This window comes from Nonomuraea sp. bgisy101 (assembly GCF_057708945.1).
In genome coordinates, this window is sequence record NZ_JBYITD010000040.1 from 1 (window position 1) to 21,588 (window position 21,588).

Here is a 21,588-nt window from a genome sequence, read left to right on the forward strand (position 1 = left end):
CGCGATCTGCTCGCGGAGGGAGGCTTCGACGGTGTGCAGCGCGTTGTTGGTCATGAAGCCATCGTCGAAGCTTGCCCCTGGGGCAAGGTCAACCCCTGAGGGAGAGGCAATCGGCGAACTCGGAACAGCCGACATGGTGATGAATCCCTTTCAATTGCAGCGTTCCTGACTGGACCGGAGGGAAGCAACCCAAAGGGCGATTCCCGCAGCCGCGGTCGGGCGCTGATCTAACGCCAAGTGCGTGGGGGTCACGCCGACCTCCAGCCGCCGTTCCTTGTCGCCGCCGAACCGGCTCGGCAGGGCGATGTGGTCGCCGACCTACAGGGACGTGAAACCCCCTGTTCATTGAAGTGGACCGGGCTCGCGGGCGCATGGATGCTGGGTCGAAGGTCGACAGGTAGAGCTGGCTCTACCTGTGCCGGTCGCGAAGGCAGGCGACCACCGCCGGCACGCGCCGGTGGTCGCTTTCATCAAGGGAGAGGCCGAGCTTGCTGAAGGTGTTCGCCATACGCTTGGTGACGGTCACGTCCGTGATCGAGAGCGCCCGGGCTGTGGCGCGGTCGGACCGGCCCTGCGACATCGGCGCGAGGACCTCGCGCTCGCTGAGGTAAGCCGCCATGACGTCGTCGCGGCTCACGCCTCAGGGAGTCTGGCCGTCTTGAAGCTTGCGGCTCACGAGCACAGCAGGTCCGCCCCCGCCTGGGTGATGGCCTTGATGACCGTGAGGTCCTGGGCGGCGTCCAGTGTGGTGGAGACCGCGAAGTGCTCACGCCCGTCGAGTGTGCTGATCGTGGCCGAGGTGAACCCGGCGGCGCCGCCGTTCGTCTGCACGAGCTTGCCCCCGCAGGGCAACGATGGCGGCGCGGGCGCGCCCTCCGGAGGGGCGGTGATCACCTTCTGCAGGTCGGCGGGCAGCAGCTTGCCCTGGATGAAGGCGGCGCGGTAGGCGGCCATGTCCCGGGCGGTGGAGATCACGCCTCCGGCCCCGTGGCCCCAGCTGGCGTTGATCCGGTCCATGTCGCGCAGCTTGCCGTCGGGCCCCGGTGTGTAGCCGTGGCCGTGCGGCCCCTTGATGCCCTCCGGAGGCCGGGCCGGCAGATAGGTCTTGGTCATGCCAAGCGGCCGGAACAACCTCCGCTCGAACTCGGCGGCCAGGCTCCGGCCGGTGATCCGCTCGATGATCATGGTGAGCAGCGTGTAGTTGGCGCTGGAGTACGAGAACCTCTGCCCCGGCTCCTGGCTGCGGGGCTGAGACCGGGAGACCTTGAGCAGGTCGGCGGGCCTGTAGTAGGTCGTGGTGTCGAAGATGTCCACGAGGTCGTGGCGGAACCACTCGGGCACCCCAGAGGTGTGGCGGATCAGCTGCCGAACGGTGATCTCGTCGGCCCGCTCGACCAGGTCCTTCTCGGCCACGACCGGCAGGACGTCGCTGAGCCTGTCGTCGAGCCCGAGCCTGCCCTCCTTCACCAGTTGCAGGGCCACGGTCGCGGTCATGCCCTTGGTCTGGGAGCCGATCCGGTACCGCGCGTCGGCCGGGATCTTCCCGCCTCGGCCGTCGAGCAGGCGCGACCCGGCGCTGCCCCGGCCGACGCGCCTGCCGTCCACGTACAGCTCCCCGATGGCCCCCAGCACCCCCTGGGTGTCGGCCAGCCTCTCGACCACCCGTTGCACCTCGGGCCGGGTCAGGGCGTGGGCGTGGGCGGGCTGTGCCGTACCCAGCATCAGTACCGCGCAAGCCAGAGCGGCGTATCTCATCACGATGATCCTTTCCTCGCGTCGGCGGAGTTCGAGGATCTTCGCCGGGGTGCTAACTCCCGATAAGGACCATCCGGAGATAGTCGATCATGTCCCGCCTGCGGGCGAGCCGGGGGACGGAACTGGCGGCCTCACGTAGTCAGGTGTCGCCTATCCGAGAACTCTGCTCGGGTCACCCCTGACCTGGTGGCCGTCGGCCTCGCAAGAAAGAGGCCTTGGGCTCCCGAGCGGCTCTTCAGGTCATCCAGCCCAGGTCCAGGCTGATGACGATCTCCGCGACGGCGAGAAGGCATCCTCCACGTTGGAGCGGAAGCCGCTGGGGAAGGCGCGGAGTCGCGGTGTCGTCGACCAGGCGGTCACGTCCGCCGAACATCTCAGTCGTCGTGGGCGATGAGCATGAGCTGCCGCCACAGCAGCACCACGAACACCGCGGAGCCGGCGAAGGCGAACCAGAAGGGCGCTGCGACACCGAGGCGGGTGGCCAGGACACCGCCGATCAACGAGCCGACCACCAGACCGGCGTAGACGCAGACGGTGTTGACGCTGCCCACTCGGCCCTGCAGCTCGTGCGGGACCGCGCGCTGGCGGACGGTGACCGAGGTCGTGCCCCATATGAACGCGTGCGCGCCGAAGACCAGGAAGATGCCCCCGGCGACCCATGGCGAATGGGTCAGGGCCAAGCCCAGGTGAGTGAACGTTTCGATGATGAGTCCGATCCGCATCAGGGCGCCGAGGCTCACCTTGCGGGTGATGGCTCCGTACAGGCCGGTGCCGATCAAGCCGCCGATCCCGCCGATGGTGGTCATCAGGCCGAAGCCCAGGGCGCCGAGGCCGAGCTGCTCCTGGGTGTAGAGGACGAGAACCGACCAGGCCGCGCCGAACGTAAAGTTGAAGATCAGGATTGTGAGCGCCAGCGTGCGGACCGCAGCGTGCTGGATCGTCCAGCTGAACCCGGCGATCAGTTCCCGTACGGTGTTAGGCCTGACATCGTCGGCCTGCCGGCCGTGCGGCGGCAACGTGATCCGGGAGACCAGGACGATACCCGCCACCACCAGGAGCAGCTGGCCCGCGAACGGCCAGGTCAAGCCCAGGCCGAACAGTGCCGCGCCGATCGGCGGCCCGGCGAGCTGATTGAGCGTGATGAACCCCGTGCCCAAGCGGGCGTTGGCGATGACGAGATCGTCCTTGCCGACCATCATGGGAGTGAGCGTGGCCGTGGCGTTGTCGGCGAACACCTCGGCGATGGATCGGAGTGTGAGCGCCGCCAGCGCCGTCGCCACGGTCACGGTGCCGGTCACCATGAGCGCGACGAGAGCCGCCAGCACCACGGCCCGTACCACGTTCGCGACGAGCACGATTCTGCGCCGGTTGTACCGATCCGACAGCACGCCCGCATACAGGCTGAACAGCAGCGGCGGCGCCCAGCCCACCAGGGCCGACAGCGAAATCATCAGCGGGTCGCGAGTCAACGTCGCGATCAGCAGTGGGCCCGCCGCGGCCGCGACCCCATCACCGAGATTTGTCAGCCAGCTCGAGGCCAGCAACCACCGGAATCCTGTCCCCAGCCGGGTAGGCAGGACTCGCTCCACCACTGTAGTCACGAGCGCAAAACCATACGTTTCGCGAGCATCTACGGCAACGCGTTTTCGCGTCGACACGCAAGGTGGTGAGGCTGAAGCGGCAGGTCACAGGCTTGTTGCAAGCCGGTCGGCTGATCTGCAAGTAGAGGAGCCCCTGGTAGATGCGTTGTCGACCAAGAGCAACAGCATCTCCAGGGGCTTCGCGTGCTGTTCCTGTCGTGATGCGCTGTCGTTGTCAGGCCGGACGCTGACCTTCCTGTCCGGTGTGATCCGCCGTCACCGCAGGAAGATCAGCTCAGGCCGGCGTCGACAGGGACAGACCCTTCCGGTGCCTTTCCGTACTACCGCTTCGGGAATCCGATCACGATCATCTCGGTGGCGTCCGTCTTGCCCGGGACGCGGCCGGCGCTGTCCGGGAAGTTGTTGTCCTGCATGACGGCGATCCTGTTGCCCGGCAGAGGGAGCAGGGCCTCCACGGACTGCAGGGGGAACGTGAAGGGGTCGCCGAGGCCGTAACCGCCGGCGGGGTCGTCCGCGCCGATGTGGGCAGGGTTGCGCAGGTTCAGCAGGTCGGCGACCTCGGTCTTGACGAGGTAGCCGTCAGCGTCGGTCTTGCGCCGGTCGATCAAGTAGACGCGCTTGAAGGTGGCCTTGGGCCCCTCGTCGTCCTCACGCTCGATCAGGATGGCCCGGTTGGCGTCGAGGGACTGCATGTCGGCGATGCGGAAATCTGCCCCTTCCGTCCGGTACTGCCAGGAACGTCCGGTGTATTGGTTCTTCTGGGTGTCGAACTCGTAGATGTAGCGCCGGAACGGGTTGGCGTCGTTGGTCAGCCGGCCTTCCACCGCGGGGTAGAGGAAGCGGCCGTCGGGGGAGGAGGTGAGGGCTTCGAAGCCGCGGCTGCCCTGGACCGTCGCGGGCTCGCCGTTCGCCAGCGTCGGGTTGTTCGGGGATTTGAGCGAGGGGTGGGCGATCGGGGCCTGCAGCAGCTTGCCGGTGCTGTCGAAGTGCAGGAGGAACGGCCCGAACTCGTCGCCGACCCACATCGACCCATCGGGGGCCCGGGTCACCGACTCCGTGTCGAAGTCACCGCCGGTGAGCAGCCGGTCCGCGGTGTTCTCATTGACGATCTTGAATGGGATCTTGTGGTCCGGGTCGGCGAGCGAGAGGAACCGGCCCACGTCGATGGTCCCGGCTCCGCCGCGGGCCGTCTCCCACCGTGGCGTGAAGTGGTAGAGCCGCAGCAGAAAGTCCACCGAGTTGCCCTTGGTCCCGAAGCCGTTGTCGGGCATGGCCCAGAACGACCCCTTGTCGTCGGGAAGCATGGACGAGATGCCGAACACCAACTGGCTGGGATAAGGAGGCGTCATGCCGTTGTTGGGGTCGCTGAAGGCGCCGGTGGGCGGGCCGGGGGCCGGCGTGTAGGCGGGCAGTGTGGCGCGGGCGAGCAGGGTCGCGCGAGCGGGGTCACCGGCGGGCGGGACCGCCTTGCCGGCCGCGAAGGCTGGGGTACCGACCAGCATGAGCGCCGCGGTGGCCAAAAGAACGAGAGGGCGACGTCGCACGTTTTCTCCTGAGGAGCGGACCAGTGATGGGGCATTGGCGAGTCGGATCAAATCGGTCGACCATTAACTGCGGTTACGGACTTGATGGCGGCAGGCCGTAGCGATGGCGAAATGCCGATGACATCCGCTGGTCGCGCCGTCCGCCTCGGTCCCCGCGGGAGCCCTGACCACCGACCCGCCAGGGACCGTCGCCGTCCACCTGGTCTCGTCGAGGAGCGGGTCTTCGCGTGCCGTCAGCCCAGCTCCTGCGGCAGGTGCTCCCAGGCGATGCCGGTGGGCGGCATGAACAAGATGCCCGGCAAGGCCAGCCGGTCATCGAGTGAGCTCTTTCCACCCTGACGGCCCTGGTCACGAGGCTCCCGGCAAGACAGCAGTCGACCAAGATCCGATGCCCCAACCGGGAGCCTCGTTGCTGTCTTATCGTGACTCGCAGGTCGGCTGGTGTGGGCCTCGCCTGCGCTGCCAGGCGCCGTTCATGACGTGACCGCCGCTCGGACGGTCGGAATTGGTCGCTCCGCGTTCGGAGACGGTCTCAAACACCGAAACTCTGGGAGACGCGATGCCGTCGCCGCCCTGCCTGATGATGGCGGGGATCGGTGGCTGATGGGCCATATGCCCGAGCGCCGAGGTCGTCCGTGCACCCGGCCAGCGACGGCTCGCGCCGCGTCAGAATCCGTTGTTGGTGAAGCCCGTGCGGGCCACGACGTCGAGGTAGTTGTTGGCGTCGAAGTCCTCGGAGTAGAACAGGACGAACCCAGTCGAGTCCGCCGCCACCGCGGGGTCGCGCTGGCTGCCGACGGTGTTGGGATTGAGACGTTCGACGGGGAAGCGGCCGGTCGTGGTGCCGTCGGCGTTGACGCCCCGGGCGTAGACCTCCATCGATCGCGCGGAGTTCCACAGGTCGGTCTCGTTCCAGGCGACCACGAACCGACCGGCGTCGTCGACGGCGACTGACGGTGTGCCTTGGACCGCGCAAGCGGAGTTGTGGCACAGCGGCGGGTACTCAAGCGCCTGATCGGAGGCTTGGCCGAGTTGGTAGCGGCCGTAGGCGACGGGCCGTTCGGAGAAACGCTGGGCCAGCGAGGCGGTCAGACCTCGCATCCTGACGCGCCACACGCCGCCGACGTTGTCGCTCCACACGACGACGCTGTCGCCGGCCGCGGTGGTGGCCACAGCCGGGGCCAGGTGCTGGGTGGCCGCGTTGACGTGCAGCTGGGTGCGCGCCTTGAGCACACCGCCGCTCGCGGTCACGCGCATGCCGTACACACCGTGCGTGCCCTCCTGCCACACGACGGTCACGGTCCCGGCTCCGTTCATCGCCACGTCCGGCTTGACGCCGGCACTCAGCTGCATCGGGCCGAAGACGTGAGTGGTCAGCGAGGAGTAGCCCGCCGCGCGGACCGTGGCCGTGGCGGCATCCTCCCAGACGACGGTGAAGGCGCCGTTGCCGCGTACGGCGATGCGGGGCCGTACCTGATCGCCGCTCCACTGGCCCGCGTTGGCCCAGACGGTCGCGGACAGCGTGCCGTCGGGAGCCAGGCGGCGCACGGCGATGTTGTGCTCGCCCCGGCAGTCGCCGTCCTCCGCCCAGGTCACGTACGCGTTGCCGGAGTCGTCCACTCCGACCGCGCCGTCGCCATGGTGGAAGTCGGTGGCGCAGCCGACACCGCCCATGGACACCTTGACCGGCCCGGTCACCGGCGATCCGTGACGGTAGACGCGGGCGTAGACCTCATTGCCGCCCTGGGCCCAGGTGACGGCGGTGTAGCCGTTGCGAACCACCGCGGCTCTGGGGCTGCGCTGGTCTTCGGGCCCGTTGGCCGCCATCTGCAGCGCCGCCCGCGGGTAGGCGGCTGGGACGATCTTCACCATCTCGTCCATCATCCGGCGGTAGTCGGCGTCGTAAGCGGCGTAGATCGCCGGGTCGTCGATGCGGACGAAGGAGTCGTCGGAGTGGGTGAGCGAACCCTGGTTGAGGTTGTGCGAGCCGGTGTAGACGTAGCGGCGGGTCGCGCCACCCGCGGCGGCGGACGGGCCGTCCACTAGCATGATCTTCGAGTGGAGACCGCCGGTGCCGCAGGTACCACCCGCGGGCTCATGGCAGCCTCCCGGCCGGAAGGTGTGCACGACGATGCCGTCCTTGGCCAGTTGTGCGGCGACGGCGACGGTCTGGTTGCCCTCGGGGACCATCACCTGGATGGTGCAGCCCGCCGCCCGCTTGGCGGCCAGGGCCGCGATGACCAGAGGGCGGTCGGTGGCGAACTGGGAGTGGGCGATCCTGATCACGCCGGGGCAGCCCACGTCCTCGATCATCGCCGCGACCAGGTCCGGGCTGCCGTAGGCAGCGGCGTCGTGGGCGGTGTCGCGCGGCTGCATCCAGACGGTGACCCGGCCGTCTGCGGAGGAGAAGGGCGCCTGCCAGGCGGTGACGACGTGGCCGGCCAGACTCGTGAAGACCTGCCGATAGCCCGCGGCCAGAGCGGCGTCACCCGAGCTGATCACCATGTTCTGGTTCAGCCCGAAGGACCGGTCGAGGTTTTGCGAGCTCTGCACGACCACGTCGTGGCGGCCGTCGTCGAGCTGGCTGAAGATGAAGAACTTGTGGTGGCTGACGTCGGCGGAGGCGAGCGGGCCGTTGCAGCCGTGATCGCACAGCACGACCCTGCCCGGGGGCAAGGCCGCGGCCAGGTCGTTCAGGTAGGCCCGGTCCGGCTCGCTGCCCTCGGCGACTACCCGGACCACGACGCCGCGCCCGTGCGCGGCCAGGATGGCGTCGCGGACCGCCACGTCGTGCATGACGTAGGTGGCCATGTCGAGCGTGGATCCCGGGACCGCCCGGTTGATCAGCTCGATCAGCTTGACCTGCAGAGCCGGGTCGGCGACACCGGTCACGGAGGGCCTGCTGAACAGCGCTTCAAGAGTGGCTGTGTCGGCCCTGGCCGGTAGGCCGACGGCGAGCAGGCACAGGAGTAACGCGCATAAGCGGCTGAGCATGAGGGGTTCACCTCTCCGGGTCGATGGTGGAGGTCCAGGCCGCGATCTCGGCGTCGATCTCGGCCCGTTCGCGGGGCCGCCCCCGCCCGTCGGGTCGGGTCTGCCACCCGCCCGGCCTGCTGCTCGTCCAGCCCAGCGGGCACCGGCTCGAAGCGGTAGACGTCGCGCAGTGTGGTAACACTGCCGATGAGCACCTGATCACCTCCTTGATCCTTTCCCTGGAAGCGCCTTTATAGTGGAGTCCGCCATTAATATCCGTCAAGAGGGGGCCAGAGTGACGCTCGCCGTGAACGGTGGCGATCTGCAGCGGCTCCGCAGGCTCAACGCGCTGACCGTCGTGGCGGCCCTGCGAGCCGACGGCCCGATGCCGCTGACGCAGCTGGCCGAGCGGACCGAGCTGGCCAGAGCCACCGTCAAACAGGCCGCGCGCGATCTCATCGAGCAGGGCTGGGTGGCCGAGATGGAACCGAGCGGCGGCGCCAAGGGCCGGCCCGCCCGTCGATACCGCTTCTGTGCCGAGGCGGGCCGGGTCCTGGGGCTCGACATAGGGGCGCACAAGGTACTGGCCGCCGTGGCCGACCTGGACGGGAACGTCCTGCACCTGGCCCGCGAGCCGGTCACGCCGGAGCTGAGCAGACAGGAGCGGCTGGCGGCGGTGGACCGCGTGGTCGACGCCTGCTTGACCGGGTCCGGGACCGCGGATGCCGAGGTCTGGGCGGCGGTGGCGGGCAGCACCGGCTACATCGACCTGGACGGGCGCATCGTGCTGTCACGCGCCATCCGGGACTGGTCGGGCACCCCGCTGGCAGATCACCTGAGCGCCCGGCTGCCCTGCCCGGTGCTGGTGGAGAACGACAGCCGTCTGGCGGCGCTGGCCGAGCACCGCCGGGGCGCCGCCCAGCAGGTGCGCAACCTGGTCTACCTGCACATCGGGCGGCGCGCGGGAGCGGCGGTCATCCTCGACGGCGTCCCACTACGCGGCTCGAGCGGGGCGGCGGGAGAGATCGGCGTACATCCGCTGTTCAACCTGGCCACCTCCAGCGACCTGCTGCAGGCCGGCGTGCCGGCCATCACCTCCGGCCTCGCGCCAGAGGAGGTGGCCGCAGCGGTCTTCGATGCCGCCCGGCGAGGCGAGCCCGAGTCGGTGACCGCGGTGCTGCGCTACGTCAAGGTGCTCGCGCTCGCGACCGCGGCCATGACGCTCACCGTTGACCCCGAACTGGTCGTGCTCGGCGGTGGCTTCTCTCGTGCTGCCGACGTGCTGATGGGACCGCTGCGCGCCGAGTTGGAGACGATCTGCCTGCGCACCCCCGTCCTTTGCGGCTCCGCGCTCGGCGAGGAGTGCGTGGCTGTGGGCGCGGTCTGTTACGCCGTCGACCACCTCAACTCCATGCTCTTCAACCCGTCCCACTAATAATGAACTTCACCATAATTTGGAGATCATATACATGCCAGTTGGCGGACGGGCGGGTCCTGGCCGGGGTCGTGAACGAACCCCGTGGCCGGGTCGGAACTGTTCAACCCGACGCCGGGCCCGAGGTCGGCTTCCGTCGGCGCCGACCAGTTGATGACATCAGCCCTTCGAGCCGGTGAAGGCGATGCCGGCGATGAGCTGGCGTTGCATGACGACGAAGAGAGCGATCACGGGCAGTGAGGCCACGACCGACCCGGCGAACAGGATGGGGAAGTTGGTCAGGAACTGACCGCGGAGCGAGGCGAGTCCAGCCGAGAGCGTCATCATCTCCGGATCGGTGTTGACCACCAGCGGCCAGAGCAGGCTGCTCCACGACCACATGACAGTCAGCATGCCGAGCGCCAGCAGGCCCGGTCTGACCAGAGGGAGCAGGATGTGCCAGTAGATCTGCAGCGGGTTCGCCCCGTCGATCGAGGCCGCCTCGTCCAGTTCCCTGGGCAACGACAGGAAGAACTGCCGGAGCATGAAGGTGCCGAACGCTCCGAACACACCCGGCGCTATCAGCGCCTGCAGAGAGTTCAGCCAGCCGAGCTCCATCATGATCTCATAGCGCGGGATGAGGAACAGTTCCCCGGGCACCATCAGGACGGCCAGGAAGAGCAGGAACAGGGCGCCCCTGCCTGGAAAGCGGAGCCGGGCGAAGGCGAACGCGGCCAGCGAGCACAGCAGCAGTTGCCCGGCGGTGACGGCGGCGGTGACCACGACTGTGTTGAGGAACTGCCTGGCCAGCGGCACCGACCGGAACACATCGGCGAAGTTCGACCACTGCCAGGAGGGCGTGAACTTCGGCGGCACCCGTAGCGAGTCCGGCAGGGTCTGCAGCGAGACCACGAGCTGCCCGGCGAACGGCGCGAGCATGACCAGCGCGCCGGCGGCCAGGAACACGTGCGCCGGCCAGGTCCTGGGCCTACTCATAGTGCACCCACTTCTTCTGTAGCCTGAACTGGAACGCGGTCAGCACCAGGATCAGTCCGAGCAGGATGACGGCGATCGCCGCGGCGAGCCCGCGCTGGTTCTGCACGAAGCCCGTCTCGTAGAAGAGGTAGACGATCGTGCGGCTGCCCTCGAGGGCCGGGCTCTTCAGGTCGATCATGAGATAGACGAGGTCGAAGACCTGCAGCGCGTTGATCATCGTTATGACCACGACGAAGAACGTGGTGGGCGTGAGCAACGGCAGCGTGATGCGGAAGAACTGCCGCAGCCGCCCGGCCCCGTCGATCTCGGCGGCCTCGTAGTAGTGACGCGGAATGCCCTGCAGCCCGGCCAGGAACAACACGGCGTTGTAGCCGATCGAGCTCCAGATCCCGACGACCGCGATGGCGTAGATCGCGAAGTCGGGGTCGCCGAGCCAATACGGCCCGTCGATCCCCACCGTGCCCAGGACGTGGTTGATCGCCCCGAAGTCGCCGTTGAACAGGTAACTCCAGGTCAGGCCCACCGCAGCGGGCATCGTGACCACGGGCAGGAAGTAGACGGTTCGGTAGAGGCTCAGCCCGCGCAGCCCCGGCACGTTCAGCAGCGCCGCGACGACGATGGACAGCGGCACGCCCGCCAGCACCAGTACCGAGTAGAGCAGGGTGTTGCCGAGCGCACCGTACATCTCCTCGTCGGTGAACAGTTCGGCGAAGTTGGCCGTCCCCACCCAGGTGTAGCCGCCGAAGATGCCCGACTCGGTCATGCTGAGATACAGGGTCTGAACGATGGGCCACAGGTAGAAAACGGCCAGACCCAGCGCCATCGGTGCAATGAGCAGATACCCCCACGCCCACTCGCGCTTGGAGTGCATCGGTTACTCCTTGGCCAGGATCTCGTTCATCTGCGTGGCGATCTCCTTGGCGACGTCGGCCACCGGCCGCTTGCCTGCCCATGCCTCGGCGAGCAGCTTGTTCTGCACGTCCTGCCACTGCGCGGTGTTCAGCGACACCGGGTACGGCACGCCGTTCGGCATCGAAGCGTCGTAGGTCTCCTTCAGGTGGAAGGCGGGGAAGGCCTTGAACCAGCCCTCCTGCGTGCCGTCGCGGAGCGAGAGGGCGCCGCCGCCGCTGTCGCTGAGGATCTTCTGAGCCTGCTCGGAGGCGACGAACTCGGCGAAGGCCGCCGACTCTTTCGGATGCTCGCTCTTGGCCGAGACGGCGTTGGCCAGGCCCAGCAGGATGACGGCGTCCTTGGCCGGACCCTTGGGCAGCGGGGCCACGTCGATCCGCTCGCGGATCTCGGGGTTGGCCCAGAAGGTCGAGGCGAACCAGACGCCGCCATAGAGCATGCCGTACTTGCCGGACTGGAAGAGCGTGATGGGATCGGTGTCGGCGTAGACCTCGGCGACAGGGGCAACCTGGTCCTTGATCATGCCGGTCCAGTACTCCAGGCCCTGGATCGAGGCGGGGTCGTCGAAGCCGCTCTTCTTGCCGTCCTCCGACAGCACGTGGCCGCCTGCCTGAAGCATGGTGGGGTAGAAGGCGCCCTGGTCCCACATGTGGGCGAGGATGCCGAACTGCTTCTTGGACGGGTCGGTCAGCTTCTTGGCGGCGGCCTTGACATCGTCCCAGGTCCAGTCGGCGGTGGGGTAGGCCACTCCGGCGGCGTCGAAGAGCTTCTTGTCGTACCAGAGTGCCGGGATGCTCACGTTGTGCGGCAGGCCGTACAGCTTGCCGTCGTAGCGGTAGCCGTCGACGACCGCCGGGGGAAGACCCTGGGCCTTCGACTCCTCGAGCGGAGTGATGATCCCGCCCTTGGCGTACATGCGGACGTTGAGGCTGTTCATCCAGAACACGTCGGGTGCGGCGCCGCCGGACGCGGCCGTCTGGAGCTTGGTCCAGTACTGGTCCCACGGGGTGATCTCGAGCTTCACTGTGACGTTCGGGTTGGCCTGCTGGAAGGCGGCGATGATCTTCTCCGCGCTCGTCTGGTCGTTCTTGTCCCAGATGGCGTAGCTGATCGTGGCCTTTCCTGAGGCTTCCGGCTCGCTGGACGAGCCGCAGCCGGCAGTCATGACGGCCAGGCCCGTGAGGCAGACGAGGGGTAGACGGAAACGCATGTTTGTCTCCAGATGGTTGGGGGGTGTTCAGGGCCGCAGGTTGGAGGTCCACTCGGCGAGCCGGCCGTCGATCTCGGCCCTGCTCCGAGGGTGGCCCGGGGCGTCGGGACGTCGCTGCCACGGGTGCGGGCCGGTGGCCGGGCGATATTCCACGCCCAGGGCGTCGAGCCGCTTTTCGTGCACGGCGAGCCGTACACGAAAGTCCTCGAAGTCACGCTCGGCGCTCCACATCGCCTCGGCGAAGGCGGCCAGTCGTGGGAAGGCCATGTAGTCGAGGAGGCGGGGCGAGTCGATGTGCTCGGTCCACAGCGCCGCTTGCGCGCCGAGGATTCTGCTCCGCTCCTCCCCGGTGAGGCCATGGGGGACCGGGTCGAAAGCGTGGACGGCGCGCAGGGAGGTCACGCTGCCGATCGGCACCGGCTCCTGATCGCCCTCCGCCTGGCGGAAATCCAGGTACGTCTCCGCGAACGGGGAGACGACCACGTCGTGGCCGGCCCGCGCGGCCATCGACGCACACCTGTCACCGCGCCAGGCCCCGACGGTGACACCCGGTGGCAGGCCCCCCTCCAGGAGCTCGTCCCAGCCGAGCGGCTTGCGCCCGCGGGCCAACAGGTAGTCGGTGAAGTGCCGCATGAGCCAGGTCTGCAGCTCATCGGCATCTCGCAGGCCGAGTTCGCGGATGCGCTCCTTGGCGGGGAGGCTCTCGTTCCACTGGGTCTTGGGAGTCTCGTCGCCGCCGACGCAGATGTACTCGCCGGGGAAGAGCTCGAGGACCTCATCGAGGACATCGGTGAAGAAAGTGATCGTCTCGTCGGAGACGTTGATGACGTTCTCTCCGACACCCCACTCGGTGCGCACCCCCAGGGGGACGCCGAGGTTGCCGAGCTCGGGGTAAGCGGCGACGGCGGCCTGCGTGTGGCCCGGAAGGTCGATCTCAGGGAGGACCGTGACGGAGCGATCGGCCGCGTAGGAGACGATCTCCCTGATGTCGTCCTGGCTGTAGAAGCCGCCGTGCGGACGCCCGTCGAACAGGCGATGCCGTCTGGCGCCCAGCGGTGACTCGCGTCGCCAGGCGCCGATCTCCGTGAGCTTCGGGTACTTCCTGATCTCCAGCCGCCAGCCCTGGTCGTCCGTCAGGTGCAGATGGAGCACGTTGAGCTTGTGCGCGGCCAGCAGGTCGATGTACCGCAGCAGGTCGTTCTTGGGCAGGAAGTGCCGGGCGACGTCGATGAGACAGCCGCGCCAGCCGTACGTGGGGGCGTCGGCGATCTCGATCGCGGGGATGCTCCAGGTCCTGTCTCCGGTACGGCCGGCGCGGAATGCGGCCGGGTCGAGCAGTTGGCGAAGAGTCTGCGCCCCGTAGAAGGCACCGGCCTGGGCCGAGGCCTCGATCAGCACGGACTCCGTCGTGGCGGTGAGCCGATATTCCTCGGGCCCGAGGCCCACGGCGTGGCGGATCTCGACCCCGCCGGGACCGTCGAGCAGTGGCAGGCCGGTGGCCGAGGTGAGCGCCTGGCGGAGCCACACCGCGGCCCTGGCCAGCACTGGGTCGGCGGTCAGCGGCGTCGCGGCGGTGAAGGTGAACAGCCCTTGTCCGGGTGCGCAGCGGGAAGGCGCCGGGATCAGGGTCACGGTGCCTGCACCGTCCAGGTCTCGCGGGCGCGTTCGGCGGCCCAGACGACGTGGTGCCCGGCCAGAGCTTCGGCCGGGTCGGCGCCGAGCGGCGCCTGGTCTCCGGCGGCCACGGCGTCGATGAACGCCATGATGAGGCCCGCATCGCCACCGCCATGGCCATGGGCAAGCGATGCGCCCGCGTTCGTCCCGGTGTCAGGGGTTTCCTCGGCGCCGGTCATGAAGTCGACGATCCTGATGTGGCGCCCATCCCCCTCGGCGAAGCCGTGGGTGCCGAAAACCCGCGGCTTGCGGTGCTCCAGCGGTGTGAACGCCGTCATCGTGAACGACGCGGTCGCGCCCCGCGCGAACTCCAGCGTGACGACCTGCTGGTCCACCACGTCGTTGTCGCAGTCGTAGACGAAGCGGCCGTAGGGATTGGCCGAGCGACCGTCAGCAGCCGCCGCCCTGGCGTAGATCTGGGCGCGCGCCCCCGCCCCGACGACGGCTATGGTCGATGCCATTCGCAGACCCCCTTTATTACAGGCTCCATAGATATTCACGGATCCCTCCTTGCCGTCAAGACCCCCGATGCCGGATGATCCAGGTAGACCAGCACGACACAATTCAGAGACTGTTGATAGTGAGGAGCACGCCCGTGCAGGTCAGTGGTGGAGACCTTCAGCGGCTGCGTCAGCAGAACACCCTGAACAGCCTCCGCGCCCTGCGCGAGGCGCGCGGACCGTTGACGCTCACAGAGCTGGTCGCGCAGACCGGGCTGTCGCGAGCCTCCGTGGGGGACGTCGTCGCCGAGCTCCAGCAACGTGGCTGGATCGCCGAAGTAGACCCCGCACCGGGCACCTTGGGCCGGCCCGCGAAGCGCTACCGCTTCCGCACCGACGTCGGGCACGTGCTGGGCATCGACATAGGAGTCCACAAGGTCCTGGCCGTAGTCACCGACCTCGCGGGCCGGACCATCGCCAGCGGCCGGGTCGCCGTCGACCGGCACACCGCCCGGCATGAGCGGTTGGAGGCCGTGTGGAGAGCCATCGACGCAGCACTCGTCGCCGCCGGCCGGGCAGCCTCCGACCTGTGGGGCGCCACCGCAGGAAGCACCGGCGTCGTCAACCGGGAAGGGCTGGTCACCCGGGTCCACGATCTTCCCGACTGGGCTGGAGTCGATCTAGCAGGCCATCTCGGGCAGCGCCTGCCCTGCCCGATCACCATCGAGAACGACAGCAAACTGGCCGCTCTCGCCGAGCAGCGGCTCGGCGTCGCGGCAGGCGTTCAGGACCTTGTCTACCTGCACGTCGGCCGCCGGCCCGGCGCCGCGCTCATCCTCAACGGCCGGCTTCACCACGGGTTCAGCGGGGCCACCGGCGAGGTGGGCCTCATGGAGGTCACCGGGTGGCGCACCATGGCCGGCAACCTGGAGGGCTGTCGCGCGGCCGTCGGCGCATCACCTGAGGAGGCTGCCCGGCTCGTCTTCGACGCAGCCCGCGCCGGAGACCCCGAAGCCCAGGCTGCCGTCGATACTTACGCCCACCACCTCGCCCTCGGCACCGCCGCCATGGTGCTGACCCTGGATCCTGAGCTGGTCGTTCTGGGTGGTGGCTTCTCCCGCTCGGCCGACGTCCTGCTTCCCGCGCTCAACCGGGCCCTTGAGCCCCACTGCCTGCGCGTTCCCGACATCCGGCCGTCGACGCTCGGTGAGGAGTGCGTCGCCCTGGGCGGAGCCTGCCTGGCGCTGGACGGTGTGGACGAGCGGCTCTTCTCACTGGAAGGGGCCATCCTCGACCCCGCTGCTCCCCAGCGCATCTCTTGACGTCGCCTCCTCTTGAAGGCCGGCCGAGCAGGGTTCACCTGGCTCGGCCGGCCCTCGTTGTCAGGCCTTCTCGTAGGGGATGATCTCGGCCAGGGCGGACGCTCCGCCGATGCCGTAGTCGGAGCGCAGCCTGATGTACCGGGCCGAGAGCCCCTTGAGGCTGACATCGTTGGGCGCGGTCATGCGGGGCCACTCGACGGGTGTGACGTCCCTGAACGTGATGCCGTCGTCGCTGACCTGCACCATGCCCTTGAGGATGGTGCCGTTCATGTTCGTGCGCAGCTTGGGCTGGAACCGTACGGCCGACAGTTCCCTCACGCGGCCGAGGTCGACGGTGATGGTGTGCGGCTGCGGGGAAACGATGGGGTAGTCGGAGTGGAAGTCGGTGGTCAGCCTGCCGTCGATGGCATTGCGCGGATCGCCGATGCCGGGCTTGAAGGTGCTGGCAGTGGCCTTGAGCTCGGCGGGCGGGATGCGGCGACCGGCGGGCTCGGCCGGCCAGATGTGGCGTCCCTTTCCGGGTTCCTCGGTGACGGGCTCCCGGTCGGGTCCGGTCCCCTTGCCGCGGATCAGGATGTCGGTGACGACCGAGCCGTGGTCGGAGTAGAAGGGGTAGGGCTGGTTGAGCCAGCTCTGCCGGTGGCGGGGGAGGCGATCGATGTCGGCGCGAGACCCCAGGATGCGGACGTCCTTGCCGCGGGCGAAGACGTAGTCGATGCGGCCTGGAATGGCGCCCATGCCGTGGTAAGGGCTCCACGTGCGGCCGGGGTAGCGTCCGGCGTCGGGGTTGGCGTAGCGGAAGGTGTCCATGAAGCCGTGGTCGGTGTACAGCTTGGTGTACGGCCAAGGCAGGACCACGCCGCCGTGGCCGGGGGCGTTGGCGAACTGCTCGCTCCAGTCCAGGTGCGACTGCGCGTTGAGGTCGCCGCCCATGAGCACCGGGGCATCGTCGTCGCCGATGAAGGACGGGATCGCCTTCTCGAGGATGGCCTTGCCCATGGCGACCCGGCGAAGGTTGTCGCCCTCCAGGATCTGTTCGTTGGTCTTGGTGCGGGGGAGGCCGTGGGTGTTCTGCACCGCCGCGTCGTGGGTGTCGCCGTAAGCCCAACCGTCGTGCCAGGTCCACAGGCTGAAGGCGTGGACATGCTTGCCATTGGGCAAGCCGAGCCGGGCGCCGCCCAGGTTGAATGAGCTGATGTCGGCGTCGGCGTAGCGCGGGTACACCTTTTGGATGTCGAGCTTGGTGTAAAGCCACAGGTTGTCGCCGTTGACGCTGTAGTCCTCGGGCGTGGTGAGCTGCACGCCGGCGAATCGGTCGCCCTCCGCCCGTCCGGCGTTCAGCCCGTCGAGGATCTTCTGGCCGGAGCCGTACCCCTCGACCACGAAAAGAATGTCGGGGTTGACCTCGTTCATGTAGTCGATCATCTGGGCGAGGTTCTCGCCGGTATTCTCCTGGCGGTTGTAGGTGCCGCCGACGAAGAGGTTCCATGCCATGAGCCGGAGCGGTGTTCCCACGTGGTTCTCCGGTAGGGAGGTGAGGGAGACGTCGACCGTCACATCCTTTTCGGGGAGCACGAAGGGGCGGCTGCGAACCTGCCCGTCACGCGTGTACAAGGTGTCTCGCGCCCATACCTGGTCGCCGCTCCTGACGGTGGTGACGAACTCTTCGACGCGGTGAGGTCGGGCCTTGCCGGTGGCGACCACTGTGCAGGTGCTGCCGGGGCCGTCGCCGTCGCAGTCCAACCGGTAGCTCGGCTTGCTTCCGCGGTCGGCGGCGGCTGCGGTGGTGTTCGTGGCGGCGAGCAGTCCGGTCAAGGCCACGGCGACTGCGAGCGGAGGGACTAAGAAGCGCATGGGCATTCCTTTTGCGAGATTTCTTGGGGATCAAGGGGGTTGGTTTCGGGGTGTGCGAGGAGGGCTGTCAGGTGAGCCGCCGCGGCGGCGGCGAGGCACGCGTCAGGGCCGGGCGGCAGTGCGTGGGCGCTGGTCGACGGCGACCGACGCATGCGGCTGCCGGCCCCGGGCCGGCTTCGAAGAAGGGTCCGTGGCCTCGCCCTCCGGGCATGTTCAGGAGCCCGATGACGAGTGCACGCTGGGCGTCTGCGCGGACACGGTATTTCCGGTTGTACCTCGCACAGGGTGGGAGATGGCGCCGGGCAGGCTCAGGTGACGTGGACTCTGCGTGGCGTCACAGGTGCTCGGCGCGTGGTTGCACATATTGACAGACTCCAGAGGAAGTTGTTCCAAGTGAAGGCTCTCTATTGGGATCATTCCGGCATCGCCACTGCGCCGCAAGGTCTACATGATGAATATTTACAGACTGTGGAATAAAGTCCAGGAGGGCCGAGCGCCGCGCCGGCGCCGATCGTGAGGTACGGGCCGGCGTCAAGTATCGGCGTCCGGTCAGCACGGCCACCATGCACAGCATCCGGGCGACGCTTCGGCACGCGCTGAACATGGCCATCCAGGACCAGCTGATCGACTTCGACCCGCAGCAGCGCTGGAGATGCCGGCCAGGACCCGCCCCAAAGCGCTGGTGTGGACCAGAGACCGGGTTGCCGACTGGCATGAGGGGTTTCGGGAGTACCGCAGGGCGGAGAAGCTCCGGTGCGGAGGGCGGCGGGTCGATCTGATCGATGCCCACATCCGGGTGCCGCGCCCGTCTGCGGTGATGGTGTGGACGCCGGAACAGACCCGGCTGTTTCTGGAGGAAGTCAGTCGGCATCGGCTGTTCGCCCTGTGCCGGCTGATCACGCTTCGAGGACTGCGGCGTGGTGAAGCGTGCGGAACCGTCCTGACGGTAGCTCCGACGCCCCCAGGCGTGTCGTCGACGCACGGGTAGATCTCGACACCACGCCCGACACGGCGATCTGGGCGCTGAGCCTACGGGGAGGATGATCGCCTGGGGTGCGCATGCCGACTGCATCAGCGCCCTCGTACCCGGCCGGACGTCACCTGGCAGGCGCGTCCGCGACGCGTGGACGCTTTCATTCTGGAGTGTTTGCCCTTGGTGGCGTCTGGTGAGGACGCCAGACCGACGTTCACGAGAGGCTGGTTGTCGTCTTCCACTTCAACCAGGCCTGCGCGGCCGAGGAAGGCAGCGGCATCCAACCTGATCTGATCCGAGCAAGATGGCCACAGAGTACGGACCGAGCACGGCTGATCCGCCGATGCGTTCCATGCATCCATGACCCTGGGGTGTACGAGCCACATGGCCAACGTGGTGGACTACCAGGTCAGCCCTGTGCGATGAGCCTTTGATGCGTTCGCCCACAGGCTCTCGGGTCCGGGCACGTGTGAGGGCATCCGCAGCAGCACGACCGCGCCGTGCCGCCGGTAGCGGTCGGGCCACCGCTTGGCCGTGTTCACCGCCAGTTGGAAGCGTTCGGCGGCACGGCGCAGGAGCCACCCCTTGACGACACACACCTCGGTCAATGGCCGTTCATTGCGGCTTTTCGATTCTTGACGGGAGCCGGTCGCATGACGCGCCCCGGTCGGGGTATCGCACTTCCAGCCGGACAGACACGCCACCACCACTTCCAGGGCATCGAGAGCCACTGGCCGGGGGAGTGGCGTGAACCCCGGCCGGAAGAGCGCGTCGGCGGCGGTCTGCCGACGCGCCGGATCCACCGCTCTCCCCCGCCGTCCCGTCCGCCTCCGGCGGCGGTCTCGCGGCGGCGGCAATCCGGGATCGGCGCTCCCGCACAGGACGGGTCCGCCCCCGCGTCCGGACATCGGATGGCGTCCCGCGATCGCGAGAACTACCCAACGGGGAGCGGGTGGCGGCACGGCCACTCCGAAGTGACCAGGAGAGAAGCCGGGGATGACGACCTCTCGCCGCCGCTCGGCGGCACGGCCACGGCGGCCCGTGATGCTGAGCACGCTCTTGCGGAGGCGCTCCTTTCCTGCAGGCACGCCGCGGCACCGGGTGCTGCGGCCGACCGTCCTGCTCGCGCTGGTGGCCCTGCTCTACGGCCTGGCGCAACTGACGCTGGTCTCCGCTCGCATGGGGATCGGGTGGGACGAGTCGGTCTACGCCAGCCAGTTCGCCGCGCACGCGCCGCCGGCGGAGTTCAGCGCGCCACGCGCCCAGGGGGTGCCGCTGCTGGTCACGCCCGTGGTGGCGCTCACCGACTCGGTCGTCATCCTGCGGATCTACCTCACCATGATCTCCTCTCTCGCTCTGTTCGGGGCCTTCCTGGTCTGGACGCGCGTGCGGACCGGTTACACGGCCCCGCTCGCGGCGTTGCTGTTCGCCGGTTGCTGGCTGTCCCTCTTCTACGGCAACGAGGCCATGCCCAACCTGTACGTTGCTCTCGGCGCAGTCGCCGCGACCGGATTCTTCGCCCTGGGTGGCCGGTCCAGAGCGGCGACGGCGGGCCTGGCCGGATCGATGGCCGCCGTGTCGCTGATGCGCCCCTCCGACGCGCTGGTCATCGCCCTACCGATGGCGGGCCTGGCGATCCTGACACGCCCGCGCCGGATCCGCTCGCTCATGGCCGTCCTGGTCGGGCTGGGCGTTGGATGGAGCGAGTGGCTGGTGGAAGCCAGCTTGAGATACGGCGGCATCGCCGCCCGGTGGCACGCGGCCGGAGCGGCCAACCGGACGGGCCTGACCGTATCCGTCGTCGAGCACGCCCGCGCGCTGGACGGCCCCTCGCTGTGCCGGTGGGGAGTCGACTGCGGGGAAGTCTCCCCTCCCGCACTGATCTGGTGGCTCGCGATCCCGCTGATGACCATGGTCGGGCTCTGGTCGGCGTGGCGCGACCGCAGCCGCGGTCCACTTCTGCTGGCGACGGCGACCGGGCTGGTGATCGCCGCGCCGTACTTGTTCTACGTGGGCTACGCCGCTCCGCGCTTCCTCATGCCGACCTACGCGCTGCTGTCACTTCCGCTCGCCGAGGGCGCGATCGGGCTGGTGCGCCGGGCACGCCCACCGCTGTGGCACGCCGCCGCGGGTTTCGTGGCCGCCGGCCTGCTCGCCCACTTCGCTCTCCAGGGCGCCTACGCCTTCCGCATGTCGACCATCACATACGAGAGTCGGGAGTGGGAACGCCTGGCCACCGAGGAGCTGTATCGGATGGGAGTGCGGGCCCCCTGCATGGTCTACGGCCAGTCGGGCGTCCAGGTTGGCTACATGCTCGGCTGCAGCTCACAGGGACTCATTCGGAGCTTTCCCGAGCAGCTGCCCCCACGGGCAGGTCAGGCCATGCAGCGGGGCCACCGGCTCGTCATGATCTACTCAAGCGCGCGACCGCCTCGCTACGCCACCGGCTGGCGGGCGGTGGAGCTGCCCGGCCGCTGGCGGGCGCGGTTCTCGCCGCACTGAGCACCGCCGCAGCACCACTCTGGCGGTGCTGCGCCGCTCGCGCTTTCCCGGCGCGGGGCTCGGGACGAGGGCGCCGGCCGCGGCCAAGATGGCGCCGGCGGTCCGGAGTACGGTCGCGACGGCGGTCCGGCTTGCGGGATGCGGGTGGTGACGTCGAGCCTGGTGAGTAGGCGGCTGACGTAGGTTTCGACGGTGGTCGAGCCGATGTGCAGGTTGCGGGCGATGTCGGTGTTTGACAGGCCTTGGGCGACGAGGGTGAGGATGCCGGATTCTCGTTCGGTGAGATCGGTTCGTCATCGCACATGAGCCGGGCGCGATCATTATCGTGCCGTGACAGCGCGGTCAGGCCCTGCGGGGTCCTGGGGACTGAGCAGCAGGCCTGACGGCACCGGCTGAAACGTTGGATCTGGCGCACGTTTCG

15 protein-coding genes and 3 pseudogenes are annotated in these 21,588 nt (G+C 68.5%); 4 read left to right on the forward strand and 14 right to left on the reverse strand.

Going from position 1 to position 21,588, the window contains the following annotated elements; genetic code table 11:
• Positions 1–409 precede the first annotated feature (409 nt).
• From AC3EO4_RS46635 to AC3EO4_RS46655, 5 genes are all read right to left on the reverse strand, one after another.
• The gene (locus AC3EO4_RS46635) at positions 410–637 is read right to left on the reverse strand and encodes a LuxR C-terminal-related transcriptional regulator (RefSeq protein ID WP_379573369.1); all 228 of its coding nucleotides are present in this window, start codon (positions 635–637) and stop codon (positions 410–412) included.
• 35 nt (positions 638–672) lie between these two features.
• Positions 673–1,755, reverse strand: a complete 1,083-nt coding sequence (locus AC3EO4_RS46640) for a serine hydrolase domain-containing protein (protein WP_431902452.1) — start codon at positions 1,753–1,755, stop codon at positions 673–675.
• Between the two features lie 235 nt (positions 1,756–1,990).
• Positions 1,991–2,128, reverse strand: coding sequence for a hypothetical protein (locus AC3EO4_RS46645; protein WP_431902453.1), 138 nt, complete (start codon positions 2,126–2,128; stop codon positions 1,991–1,993).
• Between the two features lies 1 nt (position 2,129).
• Positions 2,130–3,356 (reverse strand): MFS transporter, encoded by a 1,227-nt coding sequence (locus tag AC3EO4_RS46650; RefSeq protein ID WP_431902455.1) that lies wholly within the window; start codon positions 3,354–3,356, stop codon positions 2,130–2,132.
• Positions 3,357–3,676: 320 nt separating this feature from the next.
• Positions 3,677–4,900 (reverse strand): esterase-like activity of phytase family protein, encoded by a 1,224-nt coding sequence (locus tag AC3EO4_RS46655; protein WP_379573372.1) that lies wholly within the window; start codon positions 4,898–4,900, stop codon positions 3,677–3,679.
• A 429-nt stretch (positions 4,901–5,329) separates the two neighbouring features.
• On the opposite strand from AC3EO4_RS46655, the pseudogene AC3EO4_RS46660 reads away from it, so the two are divergent.
• A pseudogene (locus AC3EO4_RS46660) lies at positions 5,330–5,407 on the forward strand (IS5/IS1182 family transposase); the annotation flags it as partial.
• 159 nt (positions 5,408–5,566) lie between these two features.
• Here the strand turns inward: AC3EO4_RS46660 and AC3EO4_RS46665 are convergent.
• The gene (locus AC3EO4_RS46665; RefSeq protein WP_431902457.1) at positions 5,567–7,894 is read right to left on the reverse strand and encodes a phospholipase D-like domain-containing protein; all 2,328 of its coding nucleotides are present in this window, start codon (positions 7,892–7,894) and stop codon (positions 5,567–5,569) included.
• 274 nt (positions 7,895–8,168) lie between these two features.
• Between AC3EO4_RS46665 and AC3EO4_RS46670 the strand changes: the two genes are divergently transcribed.
• Positions 8,169–9,308 (forward strand): ROK family transcriptional regulator, encoded by a 1,140-nt coding sequence (locus AC3EO4_RS46670; protein ID WP_431902459.1) that lies wholly within the window; start codon positions 8,169–8,171, stop codon positions 9,306–9,308.
• A gap of 159 nt (positions 9,309–9,467) precedes the next feature.
• Here AC3EO4_RS46670 and AC3EO4_RS46675 read toward each other — a convergent pair whose 3' ends face one another.
• From AC3EO4_RS46675 to AC3EO4_RS46695, 5 genes are read right to left on the reverse strand one after another with little or no spacing between them, the layout of a single operon-like run.
• Positions 9,468–10,283 (reverse strand): carbohydrate ABC transporter permease, encoded by an 816-nt coding sequence (locus AC3EO4_RS46675; protein ID WP_379573375.1) that lies wholly within the window; start codon positions 10,281–10,283, stop codon positions 9,468–9,470.
• Positions 10,276–11,154 (reverse strand): carbohydrate ABC transporter permease, encoded by an 879-nt coding sequence (locus AC3EO4_RS46680; RefSeq protein WP_431902461.1) that lies wholly within the window; start codon positions 11,152–11,154, stop codon positions 10,276–10,278. Before AC3EO4_RS46680 ends, AC3EO4_RS46675 begins: the two co-directional genes overlap by 8 nt.
• Positions 11,155–11,157: 3 nt before the next feature.
• Complete coding sequence (locus AC3EO4_RS46685; RefSeq protein WP_379573377.1) at positions 11,158–12,402, reverse strand: ABC transporter substrate-binding protein; 1,245 nt, start codon at positions 12,400–12,402, stop codon at positions 11,158–11,160.
• A 27-nt stretch (positions 12,403–12,429) separates the two neighbouring features.
• Positions 12,430–14,034, reverse strand: a complete 1,605-nt coding sequence (locus AC3EO4_RS46690) for a beta-N-acetylhexosaminidase (RefSeq protein ID WP_431902463.1) — start codon at positions 14,032–14,034, stop codon at positions 12,430–12,432.
• Positions 14,031–14,576, reverse strand: a complete 546-nt coding sequence (locus AC3EO4_RS46695; RefSeq protein ID WP_431902464.1) for a Gfo/Idh/MocA family oxidoreductase — start codon at positions 14,574–14,576, stop codon at positions 14,031–14,033. The genes AC3EO4_RS46690 and AC3EO4_RS46695 overlap by 4 nt, the downstream gene beginning before the upstream one ends.
• Before the next feature lie 95 nt (positions 14,577–14,671).
• On the opposite strand from AC3EO4_RS46695, the gene AC3EO4_RS46700 reads away from it, so the two are divergent.
• Positions 14,672–15,838 carry an ROK family protein gene (locus AC3EO4_RS46700; RefSeq protein ID WP_431902467.1) on the forward strand — a complete coding sequence of 389 codons (1,167 nt, stop codon included), beginning with the start codon at positions 14,672–14,674 and terminating at the stop codon, positions 15,836–15,838.
• 60 nt (positions 15,839–15,898) lie between these two features.
• On the opposite strand, the gene AC3EO4_RS46705 is transcribed toward AC3EO4_RS46700, so the two are convergent.
• Positions 15,899–17,692, reverse strand: coding sequence for a discoidin domain-containing protein (locus tag AC3EO4_RS46705; protein WP_431902469.1), 1,794 nt, complete (start codon positions 17,690–17,692; stop codon positions 15,899–15,901).
• Between the two features lie 1,470 nt (positions 17,693–19,162).
• Positions 19,163–19,273: pseudogene (locus AC3EO4_RS46710) on the reverse strand (IS481 family transposase); the annotation flags it as partial.
• A 436-nt stretch (positions 19,274–19,709) separates the two neighbouring features.
• Here AC3EO4_RS46710 and AC3EO4_RS46715 point away from each other — a divergent pair.
• Positions 19,710–21,167, forward strand: coding sequence for a hypothetical protein (locus AC3EO4_RS46715; protein ID WP_431902472.1), 1,458 nt, complete (start codon positions 19,710–19,712; stop codon positions 21,165–21,167).
• Here AC3EO4_RS46715 and AC3EO4_RS46720 read toward each other — a convergent pair.
• Positions 21,101–21,439, reverse strand: a pseudogene (locus tag AC3EO4_RS46720) (response regulator transcription factor); the annotation flags it as partial. The gene AC3EO4_RS46715 and the pseudogene AC3EO4_RS46720 overlap by 67 nt on opposite strands.
• Positions 21,440–21,588 lie beyond the last annotated feature (149 nt).